Source organism: Streptomyces sp. NPDC042346 (assembly GCF_055581845.1).
Window position 1 is genome coordinate 189,215 of record NZ_JBVJEH010000006.1, and the last position, 24,776, is coordinate 213,990.

Annotated in this window: 25 protein-coding genes; 8 read left to right on the forward strand and 17 right to left on the reverse strand. The window is 72.4% G+C overall.

Translation table 11 applies throughout. The features are described 5' to 3' along the window. Nucleotides 1–49 precede the first annotated feature (49 nt). From cbiE to ACZ6K0_RS24745, 5 genes are all read right to left on the reverse strand, one after another. Complete coding sequence (cbiE, locus tag ACZ6K0_RS24725; protein ID WP_469234645.1) at nt 50–1,330, reverse strand: precorrin-6y C5,15-methyltransferase (decarboxylating) subunit CbiE; 1,281 nt, start codon at nt 1,328–1,330, stop codon at nt 50–52. Between the two features lie 72 nt (nt 1,331–1,402). Then, nucleotides 1,403–2,038, reverse strand: coding sequence for a GNAT family N-acetyltransferase (locus tag ACZ6K0_RS24730; RefSeq protein WP_376411314.1), 636 nt, complete (start codon nt 2,036–2,038; stop codon nt 1,403–1,405). 195 nt (nt 2,039–2,233) lie between these two features. Then, nucleotides 2,234–3,097, reverse strand: a complete 864-nt coding sequence (locus tag ACZ6K0_RS24735) for a MetQ/NlpA family ABC transporter substrate-binding protein (protein WP_376411317.1) — start codon at nt 3,095–3,097, stop codon at nt 2,234–2,236. Between the two features lie 95 nt (nt 3,098–3,192). Beyond that, complete coding sequence (locus ACZ6K0_RS24740) at nt 3,193–3,861, reverse strand: methionine ABC transporter permease (protein WP_376411320.1); 669 nt, start codon at nt 3,859–3,861, stop codon at nt 3,193–3,195. Then, nucleotides 3,858–4,940, reverse strand: coding sequence for a methionine ABC transporter ATP-binding protein (locus tag ACZ6K0_RS24745; protein WP_376411323.1), 1,083 nt, complete (start codon nt 4,938–4,940; stop codon nt 3,858–3,860). The genes ACZ6K0_RS24740 and ACZ6K0_RS24745 overlap by 4 nt, the downstream gene beginning before the upstream one ends. Before the next feature lie 575 nt (nt 4,941–5,515). On the opposite strand from ACZ6K0_RS24745, the gene ACZ6K0_RS24750 reads away from it, so the two are divergent. Continuing rightward, nucleotides 5,516–5,878, forward strand: coding sequence for a hypothetical protein (locus ACZ6K0_RS24750; protein ID WP_376411327.1), 363 nt, complete (start codon nt 5,516–5,518; stop codon nt 5,876–5,878). Nucleotides 5,879–5,880: 2 nt separating this feature from the next. Further along, entirely contained in the window at nt 5,881–6,321 is a 441-nt protein-coding gene (locus tag ACZ6K0_RS24755; protein WP_376411329.1) for a hypothetical protein, read from the forward strand. Between the two features lie 33 nt (nt 6,322–6,354). Here the strand turns inward: ACZ6K0_RS24755 and ACZ6K0_RS24760 are convergent, their stop codons facing one another. The 3 genes from ACZ6K0_RS24760 to ACZ6K0_RS24770 form a co-directional block, all read right to left on the reverse strand. Next, on the reverse strand, nt 6,355–6,849 hold the full coding sequence (locus tag ACZ6K0_RS24760) for a GNAT family N-acetyltransferase (protein WP_376411332.1): 495 nt from the start codon (nt 6,847–6,849) through the stop codon (nt 6,355–6,357). 37 nt (nt 6,850–6,886) lie between these two features. After that, a complete protein-coding gene (locus ACZ6K0_RS24765; protein ID WP_469234641.1) occupies nt 6,887–7,549 on the reverse strand; it encodes a sigma-70 family RNA polymerase sigma factor in 663 nt (220 codons plus the stop codon). A 109-nt stretch (nt 7,550–7,658) separates the two neighbouring features. Further along, nucleotides 7,659–8,837, reverse strand: a complete 1,179-nt coding sequence (locus ACZ6K0_RS24770; RefSeq protein WP_376411335.1) for a glycerophosphodiester phosphodiesterase — start codon at nt 8,835–8,837, stop codon at nt 7,659–7,661. 224 nt (nt 8,838–9,061) lie between these two features. On the opposite strand from ACZ6K0_RS24770, the gene ACZ6K0_RS24775 reads away from it, so the two are divergent. After that, nucleotides 9,062–9,733: a lysophospholipid acyltransferase family protein gene (locus ACZ6K0_RS24775; protein ID WP_376411338.1), complete on the forward strand. Its 672-nt coding sequence runs from the start codon at nt 9,062–9,064 to the stop codon at nt 9,731–9,733. 100 nt (nt 9,734–9,833) lie between these two features. Here the strand turns inward: ACZ6K0_RS24775 and ACZ6K0_RS24780 are convergent, their stop codons facing one another. The 3 genes from ACZ6K0_RS24780 to argH form a co-directional block, all read right to left on the reverse strand. Beyond that, a complete protein-coding gene (locus tag ACZ6K0_RS24780; RefSeq protein ID WP_376411340.1) occupies nt 9,834–11,378 on the reverse strand; it encodes an MFS transporter in 1,545 nt (514 codons plus the stop codon). Further along, nucleotides 11,375–11,926 carry a TetR/AcrR family transcriptional regulator gene (locus tag ACZ6K0_RS24785; RefSeq protein WP_376411343.1) on the reverse strand — a complete coding sequence of 184 codons (552 nt, stop codon included), beginning with the start codon at nt 11,924–11,926 and terminating at the stop codon, nt 11,375–11,377. The genes ACZ6K0_RS24780 and ACZ6K0_RS24785 overlap by 4 nt, the downstream gene beginning before the upstream one ends. A gap of 135 nt (nt 11,927–12,061) precedes the next feature. Next, a complete protein-coding gene (gene argH, locus ACZ6K0_RS24790; RefSeq protein ID WP_376411346.1) occupies nt 12,062–13,495 on the reverse strand; it encodes an argininosuccinate lyase in 1,434 nt (477 codons plus the stop codon). Between the two features lie 326 nt (nt 13,496–13,821). On the opposite strand from argH, the gene ACZ6K0_RS24795 reads away from it, so the two are divergent. After that, complete coding sequence (locus ACZ6K0_RS24795; protein WP_469234639.1) at nt 13,822–14,418, forward strand: pyridoxamine 5'-phosphate oxidase family protein; 597 nt, start codon at nt 13,822–13,824, stop codon at nt 14,416–14,418. A 96-nt stretch (nt 14,419–14,514) separates the two neighbouring features. After that, complete coding sequence (locus tag ACZ6K0_RS24800) at nt 14,515–15,159, forward strand: L,D-transpeptidase family protein (RefSeq protein WP_469234637.1); 645 nt, start codon at nt 14,515–14,517, stop codon at nt 15,157–15,159. 12 nt (nt 15,160–15,171) lie between these two features. Here ACZ6K0_RS24800 and ACZ6K0_RS24805 read toward each other — a convergent pair whose 3' ends face one another. Genes ACZ6K0_RS24805 through argC form a run of 5 tightly spaced genes read right to left on the reverse strand, consistent with a single transcriptional unit; the run spans nt 15,172 to nt 20,038 of the window. After that, nucleotides 15,172–15,708 (reverse strand): arginine repressor, encoded by a 537-nt coding sequence (locus tag ACZ6K0_RS24805; RefSeq protein WP_024760660.1) that lies wholly within the window; start codon nt 15,706–15,708, stop codon nt 15,172–15,174. 7 nt (nt 15,709–15,715) lie between these two features. Continuing rightward, nucleotides 15,716–16,921 (reverse strand): acetylornithine transaminase, encoded by a 1,206-nt coding sequence (locus ACZ6K0_RS24810; RefSeq protein ID WP_469234635.1) that lies wholly within the window; start codon nt 16,919–16,921, stop codon nt 15,716–15,718. After that, nucleotides 16,918–17,841, reverse strand: coding sequence for an acetylglutamate kinase (gene argB, locus ACZ6K0_RS24815; RefSeq protein WP_376411358.1), 924 nt, complete (start codon nt 17,839–17,841; stop codon nt 16,918–16,920). The genes ACZ6K0_RS24810 and argB overlap by 4 nt, the downstream gene beginning before the upstream one ends. Then, nucleotides 17,838–19,013 carry a bifunctional glutamate N-acetyltransferase/amino-acid acetyltransferase ArgJ gene (argJ, locus tag ACZ6K0_RS24820; protein WP_469234633.1) on the reverse strand — a complete coding sequence of 392 codons (1,176 nt, stop codon included), beginning with the start codon at nt 19,011–19,013 and terminating at the stop codon, nt 17,838–17,840. The genes argB and argJ overlap by 4 nt, the downstream gene beginning before the upstream one ends. After that, nucleotides 19,010–20,038 (reverse strand): N-acetyl-gamma-glutamyl-phosphate reductase, encoded by a 1,029-nt coding sequence (gene argC, locus ACZ6K0_RS24825; RefSeq protein ID WP_376411363.1) that lies wholly within the window; start codon nt 20,036–20,038, stop codon nt 19,010–19,012. Before argC ends, argJ begins: the two co-directional genes overlap by 4 nt. A 142-nt stretch (nt 20,039–20,180) precedes the next feature. Here argC and ACZ6K0_RS24830 point away from each other — a divergent pair, with 142 nt between their 5' ends. The 3 genes from ACZ6K0_RS24830 (at nt 20,181) to ACZ6K0_RS24840 (ending at nt 24,349) form a co-directional block, all read left to right on the forward strand. Continuing rightward, nucleotides 20,181–21,560 (forward strand): M48 family metallopeptidase, encoded by a 1,380-nt coding sequence (locus ACZ6K0_RS24830; protein WP_469234632.1) that lies wholly within the window; start codon nt 20,181–20,183, stop codon nt 21,558–21,560. Nucleotides 21,561–21,687: 127 nt separating this feature from the next. Then, nucleotides 21,688–22,599 carry a DUF4440 domain-containing protein gene (locus tag ACZ6K0_RS24835; protein WP_469234631.1) on the forward strand — a complete coding sequence of 304 codons (912 nt, stop codon included), beginning with the start codon at nt 21,688–21,690 and terminating at the stop codon, nt 22,597–22,599. A gap of 151 nt (nt 22,600–22,750) precedes the next feature. Then, on the forward strand, nt 22,751–24,349 hold the full coding sequence (locus tag ACZ6K0_RS24840; protein WP_469234629.1) for an ABC-F family ATP-binding cassette domain-containing protein: 1,599 nt from the start codon (nt 22,751–22,753) through the stop codon (nt 24,347–24,349). Here the strand turns inward: ACZ6K0_RS24840 and ACZ6K0_RS24845 are convergent. Beyond that, nucleotides 24,336–24,749, reverse strand: a complete 414-nt coding sequence (locus ACZ6K0_RS24845) for a MerR family transcriptional regulator (RefSeq protein ID WP_469234699.1) — start codon at nt 24,747–24,749, stop codon at nt 24,336–24,338. The genes ACZ6K0_RS24840 and ACZ6K0_RS24845 overlap by 14 nt on opposite strands. Nucleotides 24,750–24,776: the final 27 nt, after the last annotated feature.

Below are 24,776 nucleotides of genomic sequence, written 5' to 3' on the forward strand. Positions count from 1 at the left end.
GTGCGGTACAACAATCGGCCAGCCTACCTGGCTCAGTGGAGCGGCAGGGTCACGGGGCGCCGTCGCTCCTGCGTCCGGCCAGCAGGAAGACCACCGAACGCTCGCGCTCCGACCAGTCGGCCGGGTCGAGTCCGACGGTCTGGAGGAGGACGCTCTCGACGGCGTAACCGCCGTCGGCGAGCGCGGTGCCGATGGCCTCGGCCTCGTCGCGGGTGGAGGCGTGGGCGACGATGCGCTCGGGGCGCCGGTCGGTGCAGGCGGTGACGACGGGGACGCCGCCGGCCGCGATGCGGACGACATCGGGTTCGGGCAGGTTCTCCAGGACGTGCGGGGCGCGGCCCGGGACGGTCTGGAGCGGTACGCCGTGGCGGCGGGCGGCCGCCTCGGTGCGGGCACAGGCGGCCGGGTCGGTGTCCACCGCGATGACGGCGGCGCCGAAGCGGGCGGCCTCGACGGCGAAGGCGCCGCCCGCGCAGCCGATGTCCCAGACGAGGTCGCCGACGCGGGGGCCGAGGCGGGCCAGCTGGGCGGCGCGCAGGGCCGGGTCCTCGCCGGCTCCGGGCCGGGTCGGCGGGGTCGTATCGGGGGCGCCTGGGGCGTACCCCCGGGGGCCGTACCCCTCGGGGGCGTATTCCTCGGCCGGCAGGCCCCAGCCGCGTACCGACCGCACGGCCGGGTCCTGGCCCATCAGCCAGGGGACGGTCGGGGTGCCGGTGCCCCCTGCGCCCACTCCCCCGATGACGAGGACGACGTTGGGGTCGCGCCAGGCGTGGTCGGCGGCCCTGTCGGAGGTGAGGACGGAGACCTGTTCGCGGTCGGTGCCGAGCTCCTCGCAGACGACGAAGGTGCGGTGGACCCCGTCGAGGAGGAGGGCGAGTTCGGCCGGTCCCGCGCCCGGCGAGGTGAGGACGGCGACCTTGGGGTGGGCGCGGCAGACGTTCACGGCGCGGCGCAGGGTGCGCTGGTGGGCGACGACGATCCGGGCGTCCTCCCAGGGCATTCCGGCGCGGGCGAAGGCGGCGGCGACGGAGGAGACGGCGGGGACGACCTCGACTTCGAGGCCGTGCTCGGGGGCGCGCAGGATGCGGACGACGCCGAAGAAGCCCGGGTCGCCGTCGGCGAGGACGACGGCGGTGCCGCGGTGGCCCGCGATGCGGCGGGCGGCGAGGTCGACGCTGCCGAGGCGGATGCGTTCGGCGGCGGGGGGCACCTCGGGCAGCGCCAGGTGGTGGGCGGCGCCGGCCACGAGGGTGGCGGCGGACAGCGCGGACCGGGCCGCCGAGGTGAGGGGCGAGCCGTCCCAGCCGATCACCGTGACCCGGTCGGCCATCGTCGTCTGTCTCCTGTGGTGTTGTCGCAGGTCGGGGGCGTGCCGAGCGTACCCCGGGTCGGCCTCCGGGGCTCAGCTCCAGTCGGTGTACGAGGAGTATCCGGCTTCGGCCATCTGGTCGGCGAGGCCGTCGAGGTCCTCGGGGAGGAGGCCCCAGAGGATGAAGTCGGTGCGCAGCTCGGTCCAGCTGCCGTCCTCGGTGCGGGTGCGGGCTATGCAGGCGTTGCGGAGGACGCCTTCGCTGATGCAGCCGATCTTCTGGGCGACCTGCTGGGAGGCGGTGTTGTCCGCCGCGGTGCGCAGTTCGAGGCGTTCGAACTTCTGGTCGCCGAAGAGCCACTGGGCGGTGGCGAGGGCGGCTTCGGAGGCGTATCCCTCGCCGCGGGCCCAGGGGGCGATGATGTAGGAGAGCTCGGTGGAGCGGACACGCCAGTTGGTGTTGCCCAGTTGGACGATGCCCACGAGTCGCTGGGTGAGGAACTCGGTGACGGCGAGGTCGAGTCCGCGGCCGGCGGCGCGTTCGGTGGGGGCGTACTCGGTGATCCAGCGGCGGGCGGCGTCCTCGGTGTACGGCTGGGGGACGGCCGTCCAGGCGCCGACCATCTCGTCGTTCATCATCTCGGCCAGGGCCGGGGCGTCGGCCTCTTCGAGCGCGCGCAGCACCAACCGGTCCGTGTTGATGGAGATGTCCGGAAAGGTGGTAGTCATGCTCAGCTCCATGCCGTGGACCGTCCGAATCGACCGTGAACGCACAGCATGCAGCATGCGGCCGTCGGTGCGCATGGCCGGGTGGGGTGTGCGGGGGAACGCGACGAAGGCCCCGCGCATCGGACGGGATGCGGGGGCCTTCGGCACAAGGACTGTACGGGGGAACCGGTCTGACGGTTCCTCGGATACCGGGCCCTACTTGGCGACGGCGCCGAAGGCCGGGATGACCGAGCCCTTGTAGGTGTCCTCGATGTACTTCTTCACCTCGGGCGAGTTGAGGAGCTTGGCGAGCTTCTGCACGCGGGCGTCCTTCTCGTTGCCCTCCTTGACGGCGAGGAAGTTGGCGTACGGGTTGCCTTCGGCCTTCTCCAGGACGAGGGCGTCCTTCGCCGGGGAGAGCTTGGCCTCGATGGCGTAGTTGCCGTTGATGACGGCGGCGTCGACGTCGTTCAGGGCGCGGGGCACGGTGGCGGCCTCCAGCTCCTTGAACTCCAGGCCCTTCTTGTCGGTGATGTCGGAGATCTTGGCGTTGGTTCCGACGCCCGGCTTGACGGTGATCAGGCCGTTCTCGGCGAGCAGCTGGAGCGCGCGGCCGCCGTTGGTGGTGTCGTTGGGGACCGCGATGGTCTGGCCCGGCTTGATGTCCTTCACCGACTTGAGGCTCTTGGAGTAGAGGCCCAGCGGCTCCAGGTGGACGTTGACCACGGGGACGATGGTGGTCTTGTTCTTCTGGTTGAAGTCGTCGAGGTACGGCTTGTGCTGGAAGAAGTTGGCGTCGACCTGGCCGGACTGGGTAGCGGTGTTCGGCAGGACGTAGTCCGTGAACTCCTTCACCTCCAGCTTCAGGCCGGCCTTCTCGGCCAGGTTGTCCTTGACGTAGTTGAGGATGTCGGCGTGCGGCGTCGGGGACGCGGCGACGACGAGCGGCTTGGAGGTGTCGCCGGAGCCGGCCGAGTCCTTGGTGGAGGACGGGTCCGAGGAGGTGCCGCAGGCGGTGAGGCCGAGGGCGAGGGCGGCGGTGGCGGCGATACCGGCGGTGAGCTTGATGTTCTTACGCACGAAGAGTGCCTCTTTCCGGTGGTGCGGTGGACGCCTGGACAACAAGTCCGGGCTGTTCTTCGAAGAAACGAAGCCTTGGGGGTGGGGCGTACGGCTCAGGCCGTGCGGCCCCGGCGGGCGAGGAGCCGGACGGCTCCGTCGCCGATGAGCTGGATGACGGTCACGATGAGGACCAGGACGACGACGGTGACGAGCATGAACGTGGTGTCGAAGCGCTGGTATCCGTAGGTGACGGCCTTGGAGCCGAGGCCCTCGCCGCCGACCGCGCCGGCCATCGCCGAGTAGCCGATGAGCACGATCACCGTGGTGGTGACGCCCGAGACGAGCGAGGGCAGGGACTGCGGGAGCAGCACCTTGCGGACGATGGTGGGGATGCCGCCGCCCATGGCCTGGACGGCCTCGACGAGCCCGTGGTCGACCTCGCGGATCGCCGTCTCGACGAGTCGCGCGAAGAAGGGGATGGCGCCGATGGCGAGCGGCACGATCATCGCGGTGGGACCGATGAAGGTGCCGACGACGAAGGTGGTGAAGGGGATCAGCGCGATCAGCAGGATGATGAAGGGCAGCGAACGCCCGATGTTCACGATCGCACCGACGACCTTGTTCACCGGCCGGTTCTGCAGCAGTCCGCCCTTGTCCGTGAGGACGAGGAGGATGCCGAGCGGCAGGCCGCCGAGCACGGTGACGACGGTGGCCCAGAGGACCATGTAGAGCGTGTCGACGGTGCCCTGCACCAGCAGGGGCTGCATCTCGGACCAGGTCACTTGGCACCTTCCTTGGCCAGTACGGGCACGGTGTCGGCCGGCGCGGCGTCCGCCGCGGCGGCTGCGTCGGCTTCATCGAGGTCGACGCGTTCGACCTGGAGGCCCTGCTCGCGCAGGAAGCCGACCGGGACGACGTTGTCCTCGTACCGTCCGGGGAGCTCGATCCGCATCCGGCCGATCTGCTTCCCGCTCACGGTGTCCATCGCCGCCCCGAGGATCGAGATGTCGATGTTGTAGGTGCGGGAGAGCTGGGAGATGACCGGCTGGGTCGCGGACTCGCCGTGGAAGGTGACGTCGACGACCGTGCGGTCGGGGCCGGTGGGGGCGCCGCTGACCGGGAAGAGCTCGGCCGCCAGCTGGGAGCCGGGGGTGGCGAGCAGTCCGGTGACGGTGCCGGATTCGATGACGCGGCCGTGCTGCATCAGGGCGGCGGAGTCGCAGATCGTCTTGACGACGTCCATCTCGTGCGTGATGAGCAGGACGGTGAGGCCGAGCTGCTGGTTGAGGTCGCGCAGGAGTTGGAGGATGGAGCGGGTGGTCTCCGGGTCGAGGGCGCTGGTGGCCTCGTCGGAGAGGAGGACCTTGGGCTTGCCGGCGAGGGCGCGGGCGATGCCGACGCGCTGCTTCTGGCCGCCCGAGAGCTGGCCCGGGTAGGACTTGGCCTTGTCGGCGAGGCCGACGAGGTCGAGGAGTTCGAGGGCACGGCGGGAGCGTTCGGCGCCGGAGACGCCGAGGATCTCCAGGGGGAGCTCGATGTTGTCCTTGACCGTGCGGGAGGACAGCAGGTTGAAGTGCTGGAAGACCATGCCGATGCTGCTGCGCGCCCGGCGCAGGTCCTTCCCGGCGCGGCGGCTCTTTCCGGCGAGGGCGGTGAGGTCGACTCCGTCGACGGTCACGGTGCCGGAGGTGGGGCGCTCCAGGAGGTTGACGCAGCGGATGAGCGAGGACTTGCCGGCGCCGCTCTGGCCGATCACGCCGAAGACCTCGCCCTCACGGACGTGCAGGTCGACGCCGTCCAGAGCGGTGACCTGGCGGCCGCGCGACTCGTAGACCTTGGTCAGGCCCGAAGTGGTGATCACAGGGTTTCCGTCACTGTCGAGTGCGCGGCGCGGGGTCCGCCGGGCACGGGGCATACGTCGTTCGGACAGTCAGGCGCACGGAGGCCGGTCCGGCGAACGGCCGGAGGCAGCGTGTGCGCGGGGCAGGCACGGTCCACCGCCGGTGGGCGGGAGGATCGGCTGGCCGTCGGGTCTCGCTTCGGGGCGCGAGACTCTGGCGGGGGCCCTCAGAAGGCGCACATTCGACACATACAACGAGCACCGGGCGTCGTGATCGCCTCGGTCGCAAGGGTGCGGCTGCTCGTCGTGGTCATGTCTGCAAGTAAAGCATGCGCAGTCGCGAACGAAAGGGGGGTGTCCGCATAGCGGACGCCCCTGAGATGCCATACGGACACTCGGCGGGGCCCGCGCGGTCCTCTTCCTTCCGTGTGTGGCCTGCGGGGACGGGCCCGGCCGGCGGGTGTCGGCGGCGGCGTCCGGCGGGGTGGGAGCGGACGGCGGTGTGGCCAAGGCCACGGTCCGTGCGAAGAGGTGGGGGCGGGCGCGCACGGGGGGCGAGCGCATCGGGCCTTTCGGACCGTAATACCCTCGGGCGCATGCTCGACGCCCTGACGGTCACGGTCTCCGTGGCCGCGCTCGCCCTCGCCGCCTGGTGCGGCTTCGCCGCCTTCCGGGACCAGCCGACCAAGGACTGGCACTTCATCGGCATGGCCGTGGTGACCTTCCTGGTCCTGGCCCAGCTGATCGTCGGCATCGTGCAGCTCGTGCGCGGCGACAAGGCCGAGGAGGGCACGACGATCTTCGTCGCCTATCTGCTGGGCGCCCTGTGCGCGGTGCCGATCGCCGGGTTCATGTCGCTCGCGGAGCGCAGCCGGTGGGGCTCGGCGACGGTGGCCGCCGGTGCGGTCGTCCTCGCCGTACTCGAAGTGCGTCTCTACGACATCTGGACGGTGGGCTGACCATGACCGAGACACAGGAGAAGACCGCGCGGGGCGCGAGGAACCGTCTCGTCTCTGGCCCCGGCATCCTGCTCGTCTGGCTGTACGGCGTCATGTCGGTCGGCGCGGTCTCCCGCTCGATCTACCAGATCGCGACCGAGTTCGACCGGGCGCCGCTCGCGTACGGTCTGTCGGCGGTGGCGGCCGTGGTCTACGCCTTCATCACCTACACGCTGGTACGGGGTGGGGAGACGGCCCGCAGGGCGGCGCTGGTCTGCTGCGCCGCCGAGCTCGCGGGCGTCCTGATCGTGGGGACGTGGACGCTGGTGGAGCCGTCCGCCTTCCCCGACGCGACGGTCTGGTCGGACTACGGCTACGGCTACCTCTTCATTCCGGTCCTGCTGCCGCTGACCGGAATCTGGTGGCTCCGCCGGTCGCGTACCGCGACTGCGACTGCCGTCTGAGCCTGCGTCTACACCCGAAGGCTGCCGCCTGTGTCAGGCGGCGGCCTTCTCCAGGGTCACCAGGGTGAGCTTCGGGCCCAGTTCACGGGCCGCCACCTGCGCGTACCCCTTGCTGCGGTAGAGCCGCAGATTGCCCTCGCTGCGATGGCCGGTGAAGAGCTGGAAGCGCTTGGCGGAGGGCTCCGCCGGTGCGGCGTCGGCGCCGAAGTGGCGCTCGATGCCGTCGAGGAGGCGGCCGCCGAGGCCGTGGCGCTGCATGCGCGGGTGGACGATCAGCTTGGCGATCCGCACCGTGCCGTCCTCGTCGAGGCGGGCCCGCACCGAGGCGACGACCTCGTCGCCGAGCCGGGCCACCAGGCCGTACCCCTCGTCCAGTTCTGCGCGCAGGGCGTCGAGCGACTGGGTGAGCGGTTCGATGGACCAGTCTCCGTACAGCTCCGCCTCGCTCTGGTAGCAGAGGTACTGCAGCTTCAGGATGTGCTCCGCGTCCTGCGCGTCCGCTGCTGAGATGGTCACGCTCAGGCCCATGTGTGCACGCCTCCCGCTCATGTGGTTCGCCGTCGGTTTATCGCACCCTTCCCCGTCGGCCGGGGGCGGGAACCTCTGCAGCCAGCATTCTGCGCAGGCATCCCAGGCAACGGGAACGCATCGGCCCCAGACTGCCCTGTGAGATACCCAACTCTCCTGCGATTTCCCGGTAGGTCGGGTCCTCCGGATCGAGCATCGCGGTGAGCAGGCGCGGGCAGCGGCCGGGTGTCCGCGTGACCGCGGCGCGCAGGGTGCGGTGCCGTTCGGCGACGAGGAGGGAGGCCTCCGGGGAGCCGTGCGGGCCTTCGGTGTCCGGCGGCGGGGCGGGCTCGTCCTCGTAGGGGCGCTCCCGGTCGGTGGTCCGGCGGGCGCGGCGGGCCTCGGCACGGACGGCGCGGCGCAGCCAGTCGGCGGGGCGCTCGGGGGCGCCCGTCTCCTGGAGGCGCTCCAGGAGACGGAGCCAGACGGCCTGTTCGAGGTCGCCGGGGTCGACGCCGGCGGCCGGGGCCTCGGCGTCCGACTCGGCGGCGAGCAGCGGGGCGAGGGCGGCGAGGAGGCCGGGGTCCGCGGGCGAGTCGGAAGCGGAGGTGGAGGCGGGGGTGGGGTCCGCAGGTGCGGAAGCCGGGGTGGGGACGGAGGCGGGGGTGCGGACGGCGGCCCGGGCGGGGGCCGCGTGCGTCGTGGTCTCGGGGGTGGTCATGACCGGCACGATGTCCGGGCGTGCGGGCGCGGTTGCGGTGCGGGGCGTAAACCACCCGGGAGGAGGTCGTGCGGCTTCGGGCCGCGCGGCCTCCTCCCGGGTCCCTCGGTCAGTCGCGGGCGGCGGCCGTGAAGTCCGCAGCGGCGAGCAGCGCGGTGTCGGGGTTGTCGGAGAAGATGCCGTCGATCCCCGTCTCCAGGTACCGCTTCAGGGCCCCGAAGGCGTCGCCGTAGGCCGTCGGGTCCGTGCCCCGGCGGAAGTCGGCGGGCAGGAAGCTGTTCTCGTTGCGGTGGGTGTACGGGTGGAGGACGAGGCCCTCGGCGTGCGCGTCGCGGACGAGGGTGGTCGGGGTGCCGAGCCGTCCGGTCGCGTCCTTCGGGATGACCAGGTCGAGCGTGGGGCCGATGCCCTGTGCGTACGAGGCGATCCAGCGCAGGCCCTCGGGCGTCACCAGGTCGGCGACGGTGCGCGGGTCGCCCGCCTCGACGAAGTCCCAGGGGCGGCTGGTCGCGCCGGAGAGCAGGACCACTCCCGGGGAGTCGACCAGCTTCGCCAGGCGCTGGATGCTGCTGGGTTCGAAGGACTGGAGGAAGACCGGGGAGTTCGCGCGGTGGCGTCCGTAGCGGCGCAGGAGCTTGGCGAGCCGCTCCTCCAGGCCGAGGCCGAGGGAGCGGAAGTAGGTGGGGTGCTTGGTCTCGACGTGCAGCCAGACGTCGCGGCCCCGGCGGCGGCCCTCCTCCTCGGCCCAGCGCAGCACCTCCTCGAAGGTGGGGATCGTCCAGCGGCCGTCGTAGAGGGTGTTCTCCTGGCGGACGGCCGGAATGCGCTCCTTGGCCCGCAGGGTCTTGAGCTCGGCGAGCGTGAAGTCCTCGGTGAACCAGCCGGTGAGCGAGGTGCCGTCGACGCTCTTGGTGGTCTTCCGGGAGGCGAACTCGGGGTGGTCGGCGACGTCGGTGGTGCCGGTGATGTCGTTCTCGTGGCGGCAGACGAGGTGGCCGTCCCGGGTGGGGACGAGGTCCTGCTCGATGACGTGGGCGCCGAGGTCGAGGGCGTGCCGGTAGGAGCCGAGGGTGTGCTCGGGGCGGTAGCCGCTGGCGCCGCGGTGAGCGATGACGGTGGGGACGGGGAGGGAGCGGTAGCCGTGGCCGCGGCCCCGGCCGTCGGCGCGGGCCTCTTCGGCGTGGGCGGTGCCCGTGGGGAGGGCCGTCGAGGCCCCCAGTACGGCCGCGGCTCCGGCCGCTCCGAGAACGGTCCGCCGTGCCGGGGTCCGGTGCTCGCCCTGGGTCATGAAGGCTCCTCTTCGTGTGATGTCCCGCACCTGTCAACGGGGAGCTCCGACGCTAGGCACAGCGGCCCTACGGACGGCAGACCTCTGCCGAACATGGCGGAAACACACGTCAACACTGCGTATCCACTCGGTGAACCCGATGTGCGTACGGCGGTGACCCGCGAGTATCGTCGCCAGCTGCACCGTCAGCCGGCCCGCACCCCGCGCCACCCCCGGAGGAACCGTTGTCCCGTCTCGCGATCATCAAGGCAGTGCTCGGGCCGGCCATGCGCCTGATGTTCCGCCCCCGCGTGGAGGGCGCCGAGAACATCCCGGGGACCGGTCCCGTCATCCTCGCGGGCAACCACCTGACCTTCATCGACTCGATGATCATGCCGATCTGCCTGGACCGTCAGGTCTTCTTCATCGGCAAGGACGAGTACGTGACGGGCAAGGGCATCAAGGGCCGGGCGATGGCCTGGTTCTTCACCAGCGTCGGCATGATCCCCGTGGACCGGGACGGCGGTCGCGGCGGTGTCGCGGCGCTGATGACCGGGCGGCGGATCCTGGAGGAGGGCAAGATCTTCTCGATCTACCCGGAGGGCACCCGCTCCCCCGACGGCCGGCTCTACCGGGGCCGTACGGGCATCGCGCGCCTCACCCTGATGACCGGCGCGCCGGTGGTGCCGTTCGCGATGATCGGCACCGACAAGATCCAGCCGGGCGGGGCGGGTCTGCCGCGACCGGGCAAGGTGACGGTCCGCTTCGGCGAGCCGATGGAGTTCTCCCGGTACGACGGGATGGACCGCGACCGCTACGTCCTGCGGGCGGTGACGGACTCGGTGATGGCCGAGGTGATGCGGCTGTCCGGGCAGGAGTACGTGGACATGTACGCCACCAAGGCGAAGGCCGCGTAACGCCGGTCCGCAGATGACGGTCCGTAGATGACGGTGCCCCCGTACAGCCCGGCTGTACGGGGGCACCTTCGTGTTCCGACGGCGTCCGGTTCCGACGGCGTCAGTGCTCGATGCCGTCCTCCAGCTTCTGGCCCCTGAGCAGGAACCAGGCCGCGACCGAGGCCGCGAGGAGGACCGCCGCGCCGACGCCGGCCGCGATCCGCAGTCCGTCGACGAAGGCGAGCTGGGCGGCCGACACCAGGGCCGTCGCCGCGTCCGGGGCGAGGGCGCCCGAGGCCTCCACGGCGCCGCCGAGCGACTCGTGGGCCGCCGAGGCGATGTCGGAGGGGACACCGGCCGGGGTGGCGAAGTCGCGGTAGGCGCCGGTCACGATCGAGCCGAGTACGGCGATGCCGAGCGCGGCGCCGAGTTCGTACGCGGTCTCGGAGACGGCGGAGGCGGAACCCGCCTGGTCCTTCGGGACGCTGGAGAGGATCACGTCGGCGGTGACGGTGAACGCGAAGCCGGCACCCACGCCGACGACGAGCAGGCTCGCGCCGAGCAGCGGGTAGGCGGTCGACTGGTCGAGCGTCGTCAGGACCGCGAGGGAGAGGCCGACGGCCGCGAGACCGCCCGCCACGACGGACCGCACGGAGAACCGTCGGGCGACGAGACCGGCGACGAGACCGGCCGTGACCGCGCCGACGGCGGCGGGCAGCTCGGCGAGACCGGCCTCCAGGGGCTGGCGGCCCTGGACCAGCTGGAAGAACTGGGACAGGAAGAACACCAGGCCGGAGAGGCCCAGGATGGTCAGCAGGTCGGCGAGGACGGCGCCGGAGAATCCGCGGTTGCGGAAGAGGCGCATGTCCAGGAGCGGCGCGGGCAGGGTGAGCTGCCTGCGGACGAACCAGGTCAGGGCGGCGGCACCGGCGAGGGCGGCGAGGCCCGCGTCGAGGGAGAGGCCGTGGGAGGCCAGTTCCTTGATCGCGTACACGACGGCGACCACACCGACGAGGGAGAGGCCGACGCTGGGGAGGTCCCAGGGGCCCGGGTTCGGGTTCTTCGACTCGGGGATCATCTTGATGCCGACGAGGACGAGGACGGCCATGACGGGCAGGTTGATGAGGAAGACCGAGCCCCACCAGAAGTGCTCCAGGAGGAATCCGCCGACGACCGGTCCGACGGCGGCACCGGCCGAGGCCATGGCGCCCCAGATGCCGATGGCGAGGCTGCGCTCGCGCGGGTCGTGGAAGAGGTTCCGGATGAGCGCCAGGGTGGACGGCATCAGGGTGGCACCGGCGACGCCGAGCAGCGCGCGGGCCACGATCATCATCTCGGGGCTGGTCGCGTAGGCGTTCAGGACGGAGACGGCACCGAAGGCCGTGGCGCCGATGAGCAGCAGCTTCTTGCGGCCGATGCGGTCGCCGAGGCTGCCCATGGAGACCAGGAGTCCGGCGATGACGAACGAGTAGACGTCGCCGATCCAGAGGAGCTGGGTGCCGGAGGGCTTGAGGTCCTCGGAGAGGAAGGGGGTGGCGAGGCCGAGCACCGTGGCGTCCACCGCCACGAGGAGGACGGCCAGGACGAGGACGGAAAGGGCGAGCCACCGGCCGGGGCGGCGCACGCCCTCGATATGGTCCGGGTGCTTGATGGTGCTGATGCTCACTTCTCCACGCTCCTGCGCGCTCCGCCGAGCAACAGCTCGACGATCATGTACTGAAAGTCCTTGGCGGCGACCCGGCCGTCCTGTACGGCCCAGGCGCCGGAACCGATGAGCCCGTAGAGGGCCTCGGTCAGCCAGGCGGGGGTCAGATCGATCCGGAAGGTGCCCTGCTCCTGGCCGCGCCGGAAGAGGTCGGAGACCCGGGCGTCGAGGCGGGCCCAGCCGTCGTTCTGCTGGTCGCCCTCGAAGAGCTGGTTCTCGGTCACGAGGAACGACAGCAGCGGAGCCATCGGCTCCATCCCGGCGACGAGCCGGCGTACGACCTCGTCGGCGGGTCCGTCGTCGAGGCGGGCCTGATCGACGGCCGCCTCCAGCTCCTGGAGCCCGAGCTCTTCCAGAGCCCTGACCAGGGCATCGCGCCCGGCGAAGTGCCGGTGCAGCGTGGCCCGGCCGATCCCGGCGGCCCGCGCGACCTCGTCCATGGTGGCGGTCGACTTGCGGGAGAGCAGGGCGGCGGCACTGTGGAGCACCTGGGTGCGATCGACTGACATGAGACGACCATACACCGAATGAGACATCAATGTCTCATTCTTAAGGATGAGGCAGAGGCAGGACGAGAAAAAGCGCCGCCGCCCTCCGGTCGTCCGGAGGGCGGCGGCGCCGCGAGCGTGGTGGTCGCCCTGTTCCTACTTCTGCTTCTTGGCCTCGGCCCAGGCGTGCTGGATCACCAGGTCCGCCTTGACCTCGACGAGCTGGGTGGCGACCGCCGAGGGGGCGGTGCCGCCGCGGCCGTCGCGGGAGGCGAGGGCGCCGGAGACGTTGAGGACCGTGCGGACCTCGGGGGTGAGGTGCTCGGAGATCTTGGCGAACTGCTCGTCCGTGAGCTCGTCCAGCTCCTTGCCCTCGGACTCGGCGACCTTCACGCACTCGCCGGCCACCTCGTGCGCCACCCGGAACGGCACGCCCTGCTTGACCAGCCACTCCGCGATGTCCGTGGCGAGCGAGAAGCCGGCGGGGGCCAGCTCCTCCATGCGCTCGCGGTGGACCGTGAGCGTGGCCATCATGCCGGTGAAGGCGGGCAGCAGGACCTCCAGCTGGTCACAGGAGTCGAAGACCGGCTCCTTGTCCTCCTGGAGGTCACGGTTGTACGCGAGCGGGAGGGCCTTGAGGGTGGCGAGCAGGCCCGTCAGGTTGCCGATGAGACGGCCCGACTTGCCCCGCGCCAGCTCGGCGATGTCCGGGTTCTTCTTCTGCGGCATGATCGACGAGCCGGTGGAGAAGGCGTCGTGCAGGGTCACGAAGGAGAACTCCTTCGTGTTCCAGATGATGATCTCCTCCGCAATGCGGGAGAGGTTCACACCGATCATCGCCGTGATGAAGGCGAACTCCGCCACGAAGTCACGGGAGGCCGTGCCGTCGATCGAGTTGCCGACCGAGCCGCGCTCGAAGCCGAGGTCCTTGGCGACCGCCTCCGGGTCGAGGCCGAGCGAGGAGCCCGCGAGGGCGCCGGAGCCGTACGGGGAGACGGCCGTCCGGGTGTCCCACTGGCGCAGCCGCTCGCCGTCCCGGGAGAGGGACTGGGCGTGGGCCAGGACGTGGTGGGCGAAGAGCACCGGCTGCGCGTGCTGGAGGTGCGTACGGCCGGGCATGGCGACGTCCGCGTGCGCCTCGGCGAGGCCGACCAGGGCGTCCTGGAGGTCGGCGATGAGGCCGCCGATGACGCGGGCGTGGTCGCGGAGGTACATCCGGAAGAGGGTGGCGACCTGGTCGTTCCGGGACCGGCCGGCGCGCAGCTTGCCGCCGAGGTCGGCGCCGAGGCGCTCCAGGAGGCCGCGCTCCAGGGCGGTGTGGACGTCCTCGTCGGCGATGGTGCCGACGAAGGAGCCGTCGGCGACGTCCGCCTCCAGCAGGTCGAGGCCCGCGAGCATACGGGTCAGCTCGTCCTCGGTGAGCAGGCCCGCCTTGTGCAGCACGCGCGCGTGGGCGCGGGAGCCGGCGATGTCGTACGGCGCGAGACGCCAGTCGAAGTGGACCGACGCGGACAGCTTCGCGAGGGCCTCGGCGGGGCCGTCGGCGAACCGGCCGCCCCAGAGCCGGACGTCACCGTTGTTGCTGCTCACAGCTACTACTCCTCGGGAGGGTGGGTGTACGTGTGCGGGTCACGCCAGGTCGCGCCGGGCGGCGATCGCGCACCCTCTAGTAGGCATAACTATGCAATGGACCGTATGTTTTGTCAACGCGAGGCACGGCGTCCCGCCTGCCGGTCCCGTGTGGGATCGATGGCGCCCTGCCTGCCGGTCCCGTACGGGATCGATGGCGTCCCGCCTGCCGGTCCCGCACGGGTTCGGGCCCGGGAACCGTCTCGGGCGCGACCGGGGGCGGGGGTGGGCGACCGGGGCTTGAGACGGCGGGGCTCCCCGGTAGTGGAGCGGGCAGAATGCCCGCCATGGGTAAGACATACGAACATATCGACGGGCGGCTGCGGGACTTCATCGAGGCGCAGCCGGTGTTCTTCACCGCGACCGCCCCGCTCTCCGGGGACGGGCACGTCAATCTGTCGCCCAAGGGGCGGCAGGGCACGCTCGTCGTGCTCGACGAACTGACCGTCGCCTATGTGGACTTCGGCGGCAGCGGCGCCGAGACCATCGCGCACCTGCGGGAGCCCGGCAACGGGCGCATCACGCTCATGTGGACCGCGTTCTCGGGGCCGCCGACCGTGGTGCGGGTCCACGGGCGCGGCGAGGCGGTGCTGCGGGACGACCCGCGGTGGGGCGAGCTGTTCGCCCGCTTCCCCGCCGAGGCCGTCGAGGGGCAGGGCAGCGCCCGGGCGATCATCCTGGTGCACGCGCGCCGGGTCAGCGACGCCTGCGGCTTCGCCGTCCCGCTGATGGAGTACCAGGAGGACCGGCAGCTCCACGCCGACTACTTCAACCGCAAGACGGACGAGGAGTTCAACGCGTACTGCGAGCGCAAGGTCGCCACCAGCCTCGACGGGCTGCCCGCGCTGCCGCTCCCGCTGCCGCCGCTTCTGCCCGCCGAATAGCCGCACAGCAGGGGCGGGGGTAGCGGCGCCCGCCTAGCGTCGCGGCCATGCGCACCCTTACTCGTCCTCGGCGCCGCCCTGCTCTCCCTCGGCGGCGTGCCCGCGCCCGTACCCGCGCCGCTGCCCGCGCGGATGGCGGACACCGGCGGGGGCTCGCAGCTGCTCACCGCCGAGGCCGCGGATCCCGACTCCACCACCGGCACGCTCACCTGGTGGGACCGGCGGGGTGGGCGGTGGGTGAAGGCGGGGTCCGCGCCCGCGCGTTTCGGCGCGAAAGGGCTCGCGGAGGGCGCCGGGCGGCGGCAGGGTACGAACACCACGCCCACCGGGATCTACCGGCTGCCGTACGCCTTCGGTGTGCGGGCCCGGCCCGCCGGGACCCGCTTCCGCTATGCCCGGGTCACCGAGCGCTCCTGGTGGTGCCAGGACAACGGCTCCCGCGCGTACAACCGCTGGGTCGAGGGGCTGCCCCGGGACTGCCGGGCGGCCGAGGCCGAGCACCTCGTCTCGTACGGCACGCAGTACGCGCACGCGCTCGTCATCGGCTTCAACTACGACCGTCCCGTGCGCGGCCGCGGGGCCGGGATCTTTCTGCACGTCAACGGGCGCGGGGCGACGGCCGGTTGTGTCTCCGTACCGGCGGACGCCCTGCGCGCGGTCCTCGCCTGGGTGGATCCCGCGCGCCGGCCGCACATCGCCGTCGGCACGCGGAGCGGTCCGACGGCGATCACGCGGTACTGACCGGCGTCGGGGTCAGCGGTCCTTCTGCGCCAGGCGCAGCAGGTGGTCGGCGAGTGCCTGGCCGCCCGTCGGGTCCCGGCTGATCAGCAGGAGGGTGTCGTCGCCCGCGATCGTGCCGAGGATCGCGTGGAGTTCGGCCTGGTCGATGGCCGACGCGAGGAACTGGGCCGCGCCCGGCGGGGTCCGCAGCACCACCAGGTTGGCGGAGGCCTCGGCGGCGATCAGCAGTTCGCCGGAGAGGCGACGCATGCGCTCCTCCTTGGCTGACTCGCCGAGCGGGGCCTGCGGGGTGCGGAAGCCGCCCTCGCTGGGCACCGCGTAGATCAGCTCTCCACCGGTGTTGCGGATCTTCACCGCGCCGAGCTCGTCGAGGTCGCGGGAGAGCGTCGCCTGAGTGACGCTCAGCCCGTCGTCCGCGAGGAGCTTGGCGAGCTGGCTCTGCGAGCGCACCGGCTGCCGGTTGAGGATGTCGACGATCCTGCGGTGGCGTGCGGTGCGGGTCTGCGGAACGGACGGCCCGCCGTGCTCGTTCTCCTGCGCGTCGGTCATCGTCGTCTCATTCTCCGGTTCGTCCTTGCCCGTTCGCCACGTCGAGGACTCCGGGGAGGGCCCGGAGGAAGGCGTCCGCCTCGGCGTCGGTGAGGACCAGCGGAGGCATGATCCGTACGACATCGGGGGCGGGCGCGTTCACCAGGAGGCCGGCGTCCTGAGCCGCCTGCTGCACCTGGGGTGCGAGGGGCTCGGTGAGCACGATACCCAGCAGGAGGCCCGCACCACGGACGTGGGAGACCAGCGGGTGGCCGAGACCCTCGATTCCCTGGCGCAGCCGCTCCCCGAGCGACTTGACGTGGTCGAGGGCCGCGTCGGCCCCGAGGGTGTCCAGGACGGCGAGTCCGGCGGCGCAGGCGATGGGGTTCCCGCCGAAGGTGGTGCCGTGGTGGCCGGGGCCGAAGAGCTCCGCGGCCGGGCCGAAGGCGACGGTCGCGCCGATCGGGAGGCCGCCGCCGAGGCCCTTGGCGAGGGTCACGACATCCGGCTGGACGCCTTCGTGGGCCTGGTACTCGAACCAGTGGCCGCAGCGGCCGATCCCGGTCTGCACCTCGTCGAGGACGAGGAGCGTGCCGGTGGCGCTCGTGATCTCCCGGGCGGCCTTGAGGTAGCCGGGGGGCGGGACGACGACGCCGTTCTCGCCCTGGATCGGCTCGATGATCACGAGGGCCGTGTCCTCGGTGACGGCGGCGCGCAGCGCTTCGGCGTCGCCGTACGGGACGTGCGTGACGTCACCGGGCAGCGGCAGGAAGGGCGTCTGCTTGCCGGGCTGGCCGGTGAGCGCGAGGGAGCCCATGGTCCGGCCGTGGAAGCCGCCCTGGGTGGCGACCATGTGGGACCGGCCGGTGAGCCGGCCGATCTTGAACGCGGCCTCGTTGGCCTCGGCACCCGAGTTGCAGAAGAAGACCTTGCCGGGCCGGCCGAATAGGCCGAGGAGCCGCTCGGCGAGGGCGACGGGCGGCTCGGCGACGAAGAGGTTGGAGACGTGGCCGAGGCTCTGGACCTGCCGGGTCACGGCCTCGACGATCGCCGGGTGCGCGTGACCGAGGGCGTTGACGGCGATGCCGCCGACGAAGTCGAGGTACTCCTTGCCGTCGGCGTCCCAGACCTTGGCGCCCTCACCGCGGACGAGGGGCAGCTGGGGGGTGCCGTAGTTGTTCATGAGGGAGCCCTGCCACCGCTGGGTCAGCTGCTCGTTGCCGGTGCCGCTCATCGGTCCCCCTGTCCGTCCGGCACGACCATCGTGCCGATGCCCTCGTCGGTGAAGATCTCCAGCAGGATCGAGTGCTGGACCCGGCCGTCGATCACGCGGGCCGTGGTGACCCCGTTCCGTACGGCGTGCAGGCAGCCCTCCATCTTGGGGACCATGCCGCTGGAGAGCTCGGGCAGCAGCTTCTCCAGCTGGCTCGCGGTGAGCCTGCTGATGACCTCGTCGCTGTGGGGCCAGTCCTCGTAGAGGCCCTCGACGTCGGTCAGGACCATCAGCGTCTCGGCACCCAGCGCCGCAGCGAGTGCCGCAGCCGCCGTATCAGCATTGACGTTGTAGACATGTCCGTCGTCCTGGGAGCGGGCGATGGAGGAGATGACCGGGATCCGGCCGTCCTCCAGGAGCGCCTCGATGGCGCCGGTGTCGATGGCGGTGATCTCACCGACCCGGCCGATGTCGACCGTCTCTCCGTCGATGACCGGCTGGTGCTTGGTGGCGGTGATGGTGTGCGCGTCCTCGCCGGTCATGCCGATGGCGAACGGACCGTGCTGGTTGAGCAGGCCGACGAGCTCGCGCTGGACCTGGCCGGCGAGGACCATCCGTACGACGTCCATGGCGTCCTCGGTGGTGACGCGCAGGCCGGCCTTGAACTCGCTGACGATGCCGTGCCGGTCGAGGGCGGCGCTGATCTGGGGGCCGCCGCCGTGCACGACGACCGGCTTGAGGCCGGCGTGGCGCAGGAAGACGACGTCCTGGGCGAACGCGGCCTTGAGGTCCTCGTCGATCATGGCGTTGCCGCCGAACTTGATGACGACGGTCTTGCCGTGGTGGCGGGTGAGCCAGGGCAGGGCCTCGATGAGGATCTGGGCCTTCGGCAGGGCGGTGTGCTTCCGCGCGGGGGTGTTGGGGTTGTCGGCCTTGGTCATGACGAGTACGCGCTGTTCTCGTGGACGTAGTCGGCGGTGAGGTCGTTCGCCCAGATGACGGCGGTCTCGGAGCCGGCGGCGAGGTCGGCGGTGATGGTGACCTCGCGGTAGCGCATGTCGACGAGCTCGCGGTCCTCGCCGACGGAGCCGTTCCTGCAGACCCACACGCCGTTGATGGCGACGTTCAGCCGGTCCGGGTCGAAGGCGGCCCGCGTCGTGCCGATGGCGGAGAGCACCCGGCCCCAGTTGGGGTCCTCGCCGTGGATGGCGCACTTGAGGAGGTTGTTCCGGGCGATGGAGCGGCCCACCTCGACGGCGTCGTCCTCCGTCGCGGCGTTGATCACCTCGATGCGGATGTCCTTGCTGGCGCCCTCGGCGTCGCCGATGAGCTGGCGGGCGAGGTCGTCGCAGACGGCCCGTACGGCCTCGGTGAACTCGTCCTGCGCGGGGGTCACGCCGGAGGCGCCGGAGGCGAGGAGGAGCACGGTGTCGTTGGTGGACATGCAGCCGTCGGAGTCGACCCGGTCGAAGGTGACGCGGGTGGCGCCCCGGAGGGCGCTGTCCAGGCCCTTGGCGTCGACGTCGGCGTCGGTGGTGAGGACGACGAGCATGGTGGCGAGGCCGGGGGCGAGCATGCCGGCGCCCTTGGCCATGCCGCCGACCGTCCATTCGCCCTTGGTGACCACGGAGGTCTTGTGGACGGTGTCGGTGGTCTTGATGGCGATGGCGGCCTTCTCGCCGCCGTGCTCGGAGAGCTCGCCCGCGGCCTTCTCGACGCCGGGGATGAGCTTGTCCATGGGGAGCAGGATGCCGATGAGGCCGGTGGAGGCGACGGCGACGTCGCCGGCGCCTACCTCCGCGCCCTCCGCGCCCTTGGCGCTCAGGACCTCGGCGACCTTCTCGGCGGTGGCGTGGGTGTCCTGGAAGCCCTGGGGGCCGGTGCAGGCGTTGGCGCCGCCGGAGTTGAGGACGACGGCGGTCAGTTCGCCGTCGGCGAGGACCTGCTGGGACCAGAGGACCGGCGCGGCCTTGACGCGGTTGGAGGTGAAGACTCCCGCGGCGGCGCGGCGGGGCCCGGTGTTGACCACGAGGGCCAGGTCCGGGTTGCCGTTCTGCTTGATTCCGGCAGCGATGCCCGCCGCCGTGAATCCCTTCGCTGCGGTCACGCTCACGGCGCAACTCCAATCGTGGAAAGTCCGGTGTCCTCGGGAAGGCCCAGGGCGATGTTCATGCTCTGCACCGCACCGCCCGCGGTGCCCTTGGTGAGGTTGTCGATGGCGCTGATGGCGATGATCCGGTTCGCGGCCGCGTCGTACGTGACCTGCACCTGAACGGCGTTGGAACCGTAGACGGACGCCGTCGCCGGCCACTGCCCCTCGGGCAGCAGGTGGACGAAGGGCTCGTCGGCGAAGGCCTTCTCGTACGCGTCCCGTACGGACTCGGCGGTGACGCCCGGCTTCGCGGCGGCCGTGCAGGTGGCGAGGATGCCTCGGGGCATCGGGGCCAGGGTCGGCGTGAAGGAGACGGTGACCCGCTCCCCCGCCGGACCGCTGAGGTTCTGGATCATCTCGGGGGTGTGGCGGTGGCCGCCGCCGACGCCGTACGGCGACATGCTGCCCATGACCTCGCTGCCGAGGAGGTGGGGCTTGGCGGCCTTGCCCGCGCCGGAGGTCCCGGAGGCGGCGACGATCACGGCCTCGGGCTCGGCGAGACCGTTCTCGTACGCGGGGAAGAGCGCGAGCGAGACGGCGGTGGGGTAGCAGCCGGGCACCGCGATGCGCTTGGACCCTTCGAGGGCGGCGCGGGCACCGGGCAGCTCGGGAAGCCCGTAGGGCCAGGTCCCGGCGTGCGGGGAGCCGTAGTACGTCTCCCAGTCGGCGGGGTCCTGGAGCCGGAAGTCGGCGCCCATGTCGACGACGAGGACGTCGGGGCCGAGCTGCTCGGCGACGGCGGCCGACTGTCCGTGCGGCAGGGCCAGGAAGACCACGTCGTGCCCGGCGAGCTCCTCGGCGGCGGTCGGCGCGAGGACGCGGTCGGCGAGCGGGAGCAGGTGGGGCTGGAGGGCGCCGAGCTTCTGGCCCGCGTTGGAGTGGCCCGTCAGGGTGCCGATCTCGACGTGGGGGTGGGCGAGAAGGAGGCGCAGGAGTTCTCCGCCCGCGTATCCGCTCGCACCCGCGACCGCTGCTCGTACCTTCATCGAAACCCTCCTCATAGATGGCATGACTATACGTGCGTCCGCAGTTTTATGCAACGACGGTCATCGGCCACGCGCGGTGGCCGGTTACCCTCTCCGCCGTGAAAGAGGCGGTCCCACCAGGGCCGCAGGGGAGGAACAGAACATGACGGTGACGACTGACGTCGCCCAGGGGGCCGAGCCGCAGTGCCCCGAGTGCGGGACACCGGTGACGGGCGGAGGGCGGTACGTCGCCTGGTGCGCCGCGTGCGAGTGGAACGTCGATCCCGAGGTACGCGACGAGGAGTCGCCGGGACGGATCGAGCGGATGCGACGGGGGCTCGCGCGGCGCTACGGGGAGCAGCTGTTCGACGAGCTCGGCGCCGCCGACCGCGACGGCGATCGCGACCGCGATACCGGTAGCGACGGCCATGGCGGTGGCGACGGCGACGGTGGGCGGACCGGCGGTGCGGCGGCCGGGCTGCGGCCGCGGCGCGGGGCGGCCGGGGCGCTCGCCACGGCGCTCGCGCTCACCGTCCACGGCGTCACGCTGGCGATGCTCGCGGTCGGGGTGTGGCTGGTCGTGGCGGGGTGGGGCACGAGCGCCCTGCCCGTGCTCGGCGGGTTCCTGCTCCTCGTGGCGTTCGTGCTGCGGCCCCGTTTCGACAGCCTCGCGAAGGTCGAGGACCGGCTGCCGGTGCTGCGCCGGGATGACGCGCCGAAGCTCTTCGCCCTGCTCGACGAGGTCGCTGCGAGCGCCGGAACCACCGGCGTACGGGCCGTGGTGATCGACGCCGACACCAACGCCTCGGTCAGCGCGTACGGCATCCGGCAGCACCGGGTGCTCCACCTCGGGCTCGGCCTGTGGCAGACGCTGTCGCCGCAGGAGCGGATCGCGCTCCTGGGCCACGAGTTCGGGCACTACGCCCACGGGGACACCCGCCACTCCCTGGTCGTCGGCAACGCCTTCCGTTCGCTGTCGACCTGGCGCTACGCCCTGGCGCCCGAGCCCGCCGACGGCCTCATGGGGCACTTCGTGAACCTGGTGACCGCGCTGCCCCGCCTGCTCGTCGAGGGCGTCGTCGTCCTCCTGGACCAGCTGACCCTGCGCGGCTCGCAGCGCGCCGAGTACCTGGCCGACTCGACCGCCGCCCGCGCCGCGGGGACGGAGGCGGCGGCCGGCCTGATGGACCGGCTCCTCGTCTCCGACGGCGTCACCGGTGAACTGCGCCGAGAGGCCGTGGCGGCGCGGACCCGGATCGGGGGCGCACGCCGGGACGATCCGGCCGAGGGGCTGTGGGAGCGGCTCGCCGCCCACGCGGCGTCCGTGCCAGAGCACGAGTACGAGCGTCTGCGCCGGGTCGCGGAGCGGCGCGGGCACAGCGTGGACTCCACGCACCCGCCCACCCATCTGCGCCACCGCCGGCTCACCGGCGGCGAGCGGCGCGAGGCCCTGATCGTCCTGGACGCGCCGCGGGCGGCGGAGGTCGACGCGGAGCTCGCGGACGCCCGTCGGGTCATCGCCCGTGAGGTCGTACGGGGGTAGGCGGCCGGCGTCGCGTGCGGGGGCGGGAGCCGGAGGGCCTGCAGCGGGGGCCGTGTCAGGAGCCGTGTCACATCCGGGGGCGTCCTCGCGTCAACGCGGTGACGGAACCGACGAGGAGTGAGGCCCCATGCACGACGACACATTGCTCACCGCTCTGACCAGGTGCTTCGACGCCGATCAGGAGCAGCTGCGGGGCGTGGCCCTGCGGATGACGGGGTCGCGGGCCGAGGCCGAGGACGTGCTCGCGGCCGTGCGGGCGGAGCTCGGGCGGGACGGCGCGGTGGCCGTACGGAGCTGGCTGGCGGCCCATGTGGGGCAGGCGTGCGTACGAGGCGTCCAGGAGCGGGTGGCGGCGGGGCGGACGAGGCCCGGGGGCTTCGAGAGCGGGGGTGTCGGGAGCGAGGAACACCGGAGCGAGGGCCTCGGGAGCGAGGGCTTCGCGAGCGGGGACGGGGGTGGAGGCCGTGCGCTCGGTGGCCTTGCCGGGGCGGACGCCGTGTGGCTCGCGCTGCTCGTGGTCCTGGAGTCCTTCGGGGCCGAGGAGCGGCTCGCGTACGTCCTTCACGACCTGTTCGGGCTGCCGCCGTACGAGACCGCGCGGGTCACCGGCGGCTCCCCCGTGGACGCGGCGCGGCGTGCCCGGCGCGTCCGGGAGCGGCTCCGGGGCGGCGGGGCGGCGCGTACCGACGGTGATCCGGGGCGGCAGCGGGCGGTGGTGGAGCGGTTCCTGGCGGCGGCACGCGCGCGTGACGCCCGCGCGCTGGCCGCGCTGCTCGCCCCGGATGCCGTGGCGTTCTCCGAGCGCGGGCCGGTCCACGGCGCCCCGGCCGTCGCGGAGGCGGCCGCCGCCTTCGCCCGCCTCGCCGACGTGGCGAGGCCCGCGCTGATCGACGGGTCCGTCGGGCTCGTCGCCTTCGTGGCCGGCGTCCCGGTCTCCGCGGTGGCGTTCGCGCTCCGGCACGACCGGATTGCCGTCCTCGACATCACCACGGGGGACGAGCGTGTGCGCGCCCTTGACCTGGCCTTTCCTGACGGGTGAGAGGGGGCGGGGTCCGCGCCGGGGCGAAATTCCGGTGCGGCGGGGTGCCCGCTCCCGTAGCCTGGACGGATGTCTACGCCCCGAATCTCCTAGCTGCGGACCCACACCCACGCCACCCGTGTGTCCCTCAGCTGTTTCGGAGCGTTATCCCATGATCACCGTTCGTGGTGCCGACGTGCGCGTCGGCGCCCGGCTCCTGCTGTCCGGCGTCTCCTGCCACATCGGCCCCGGCGACCGGATCGGCCTCGTCGGCCGCAACGGCGCCGGCAAGACCACCCTGCTCGACACCCTGGCCGGGCTGCACGCCCCGGCCGCCGGCACCGTCACCCGTACCGGCAACGTCGGCCATCTCCCGCAGGACTCGCGGGCCGCCGACCCGGCCGTGTCCGTCACCGACCGGATCCTCTCCGCGCGCGGTCTCGACCGGGCCGTCCGGCGCCTCGCGGAGGCGGCCCGCCGGCTCGGCGAGGCGTCCGACGCGCGGGCGCTCGCCGCCTACGACCGGGCCGAGGCCGCGTTCGAGGCGGGTGGCGGGTACGCGGCCGAGGCGGAGGCGGCCCGGGTCGCCGCCGGGCTCGGCCTGCCCGCCGAGGTGATGGACCGGCCCGTCGGCCGGCTGTCCGGCGGGCAGAAGCGCCGGGTCGAGCTGGCCAGGATCCTCTTCGCCGGTCACGGCCCGGAGGACACCCTGCTCCTCGACGAGCCGACCAACCACCTGGACGCCGACTCGATCGGCTGGCTGCGCGCCTTCCTGACCGCCCACCGGGGTGGCCTGGTGCTGATCAGCCACGACGTCCGGCTCCTCGCCGACACCGTCAACCGCGTCTTCCACCTCGATCCGCAGCGCGCCGCGCTCGACGTCCACAACACCGGCTGGCGGGCCTACCTCGCCCAGCGGGAGGCCGACGAGCGGCGCCGGGTGCGCGAGCGGGCCAACGCCCAGCGGAAGGCGGCCTCCCTGCACGCGCAGGCGGAGCGCATGAAGTCCCGGGTCGCGACGGCGACGACGGCGCGCAGCATGGCGCGCCGGGCCGACCGGATGCTTGCCGGGCTCGACCCCGCGCGCCAGGCCGAGCGGGTCGCCCGCATCCGGCTGCCCGAGCCCGCGCCCTGCGGCCGCATGCCCCTGGGTGCGGTCTCGCTGACCAAGGCGTACGGGGGACGCCCCGTCGTCGACGGAGTGGACCTGGCGGTCGACCGGGGCAGCCGATTGGTCGTCCTCGGGCTCAACGGAGCCGGGAAGACGACGCTGCTGCGGCTCCTAGCCGGGGCGGAGACGCCCGACGCGGGACGGGTCGTGCGCGGCCACGGCCTGCGCCTGGGGTACTTCGCCCAGGAGCACGAGACGCTGGACCGGGGCCGTACCGTCCGGGAGAACCTCGCGGCGGCCGCGCCGCACCTGACGGACGGTGAGGTACGGGCGGTCCTCGGCGCCTTCCTGTTCCGGGGCGACGACGCCGACAAACCGGCCGGGGTGCTCTCCGGCGGCGAGAAGACCCGGCTGGCGCTGGCCGCCCTGGTCCACTCCGGCGCCAACGTGCTGCTCCTCGACGAGCCGACGAACAACTTGGACCCCGCGTCCCGCGACGAGGTCCTGGCGGCCCTGGGCACCTACCCGGGCGCGATCGTGATGGTCACGCACGACGTGGGCGCCATCGACGCGCTGCGCCCGGAGCGGGTCCTGCTGCTCCCGGACGCGGACGAGGACCTTTGGAGCGAAGAGTACCGGGAGCTCGTCACCCTGGCGTGACGGGGAGGGCCCCGGGCGGCAGGGCGCCGGGCTGCGGGGCGCTGCGCGCCGCCAGTTCGTCGCGCTGTCGCGTCAGGCGGGCGATCTCCGCGTCGAGGGCCGCGATCCGGTGGCTGACGACCGGGGACGCCCGGAAGCAGACGCCCTCCGGGACCTGCCGGGCGCGGATCGTCGCCGCGTCGAGCAGCGGCAGGCGGTCCACGCAAGCGCGGACGTCCTCGACCGTCAGCCCGAGGGAGAGGAGTTCGCGCACGACCCGGACGCGCGCGACGTCGTCCGGACCGTAGCGCCGCTGACCGGTGGCGGTGCGGTCCGGCGGCGGGAGGAGGCCCCGCTGCTCGTAGAAGCGCAGGGCTCGGGGTGTGGTCCCCGCCGCTGCCGCCGCGTCACCGATCCGCATCCCGGCTGCCCCCGTCGTCACATTGGT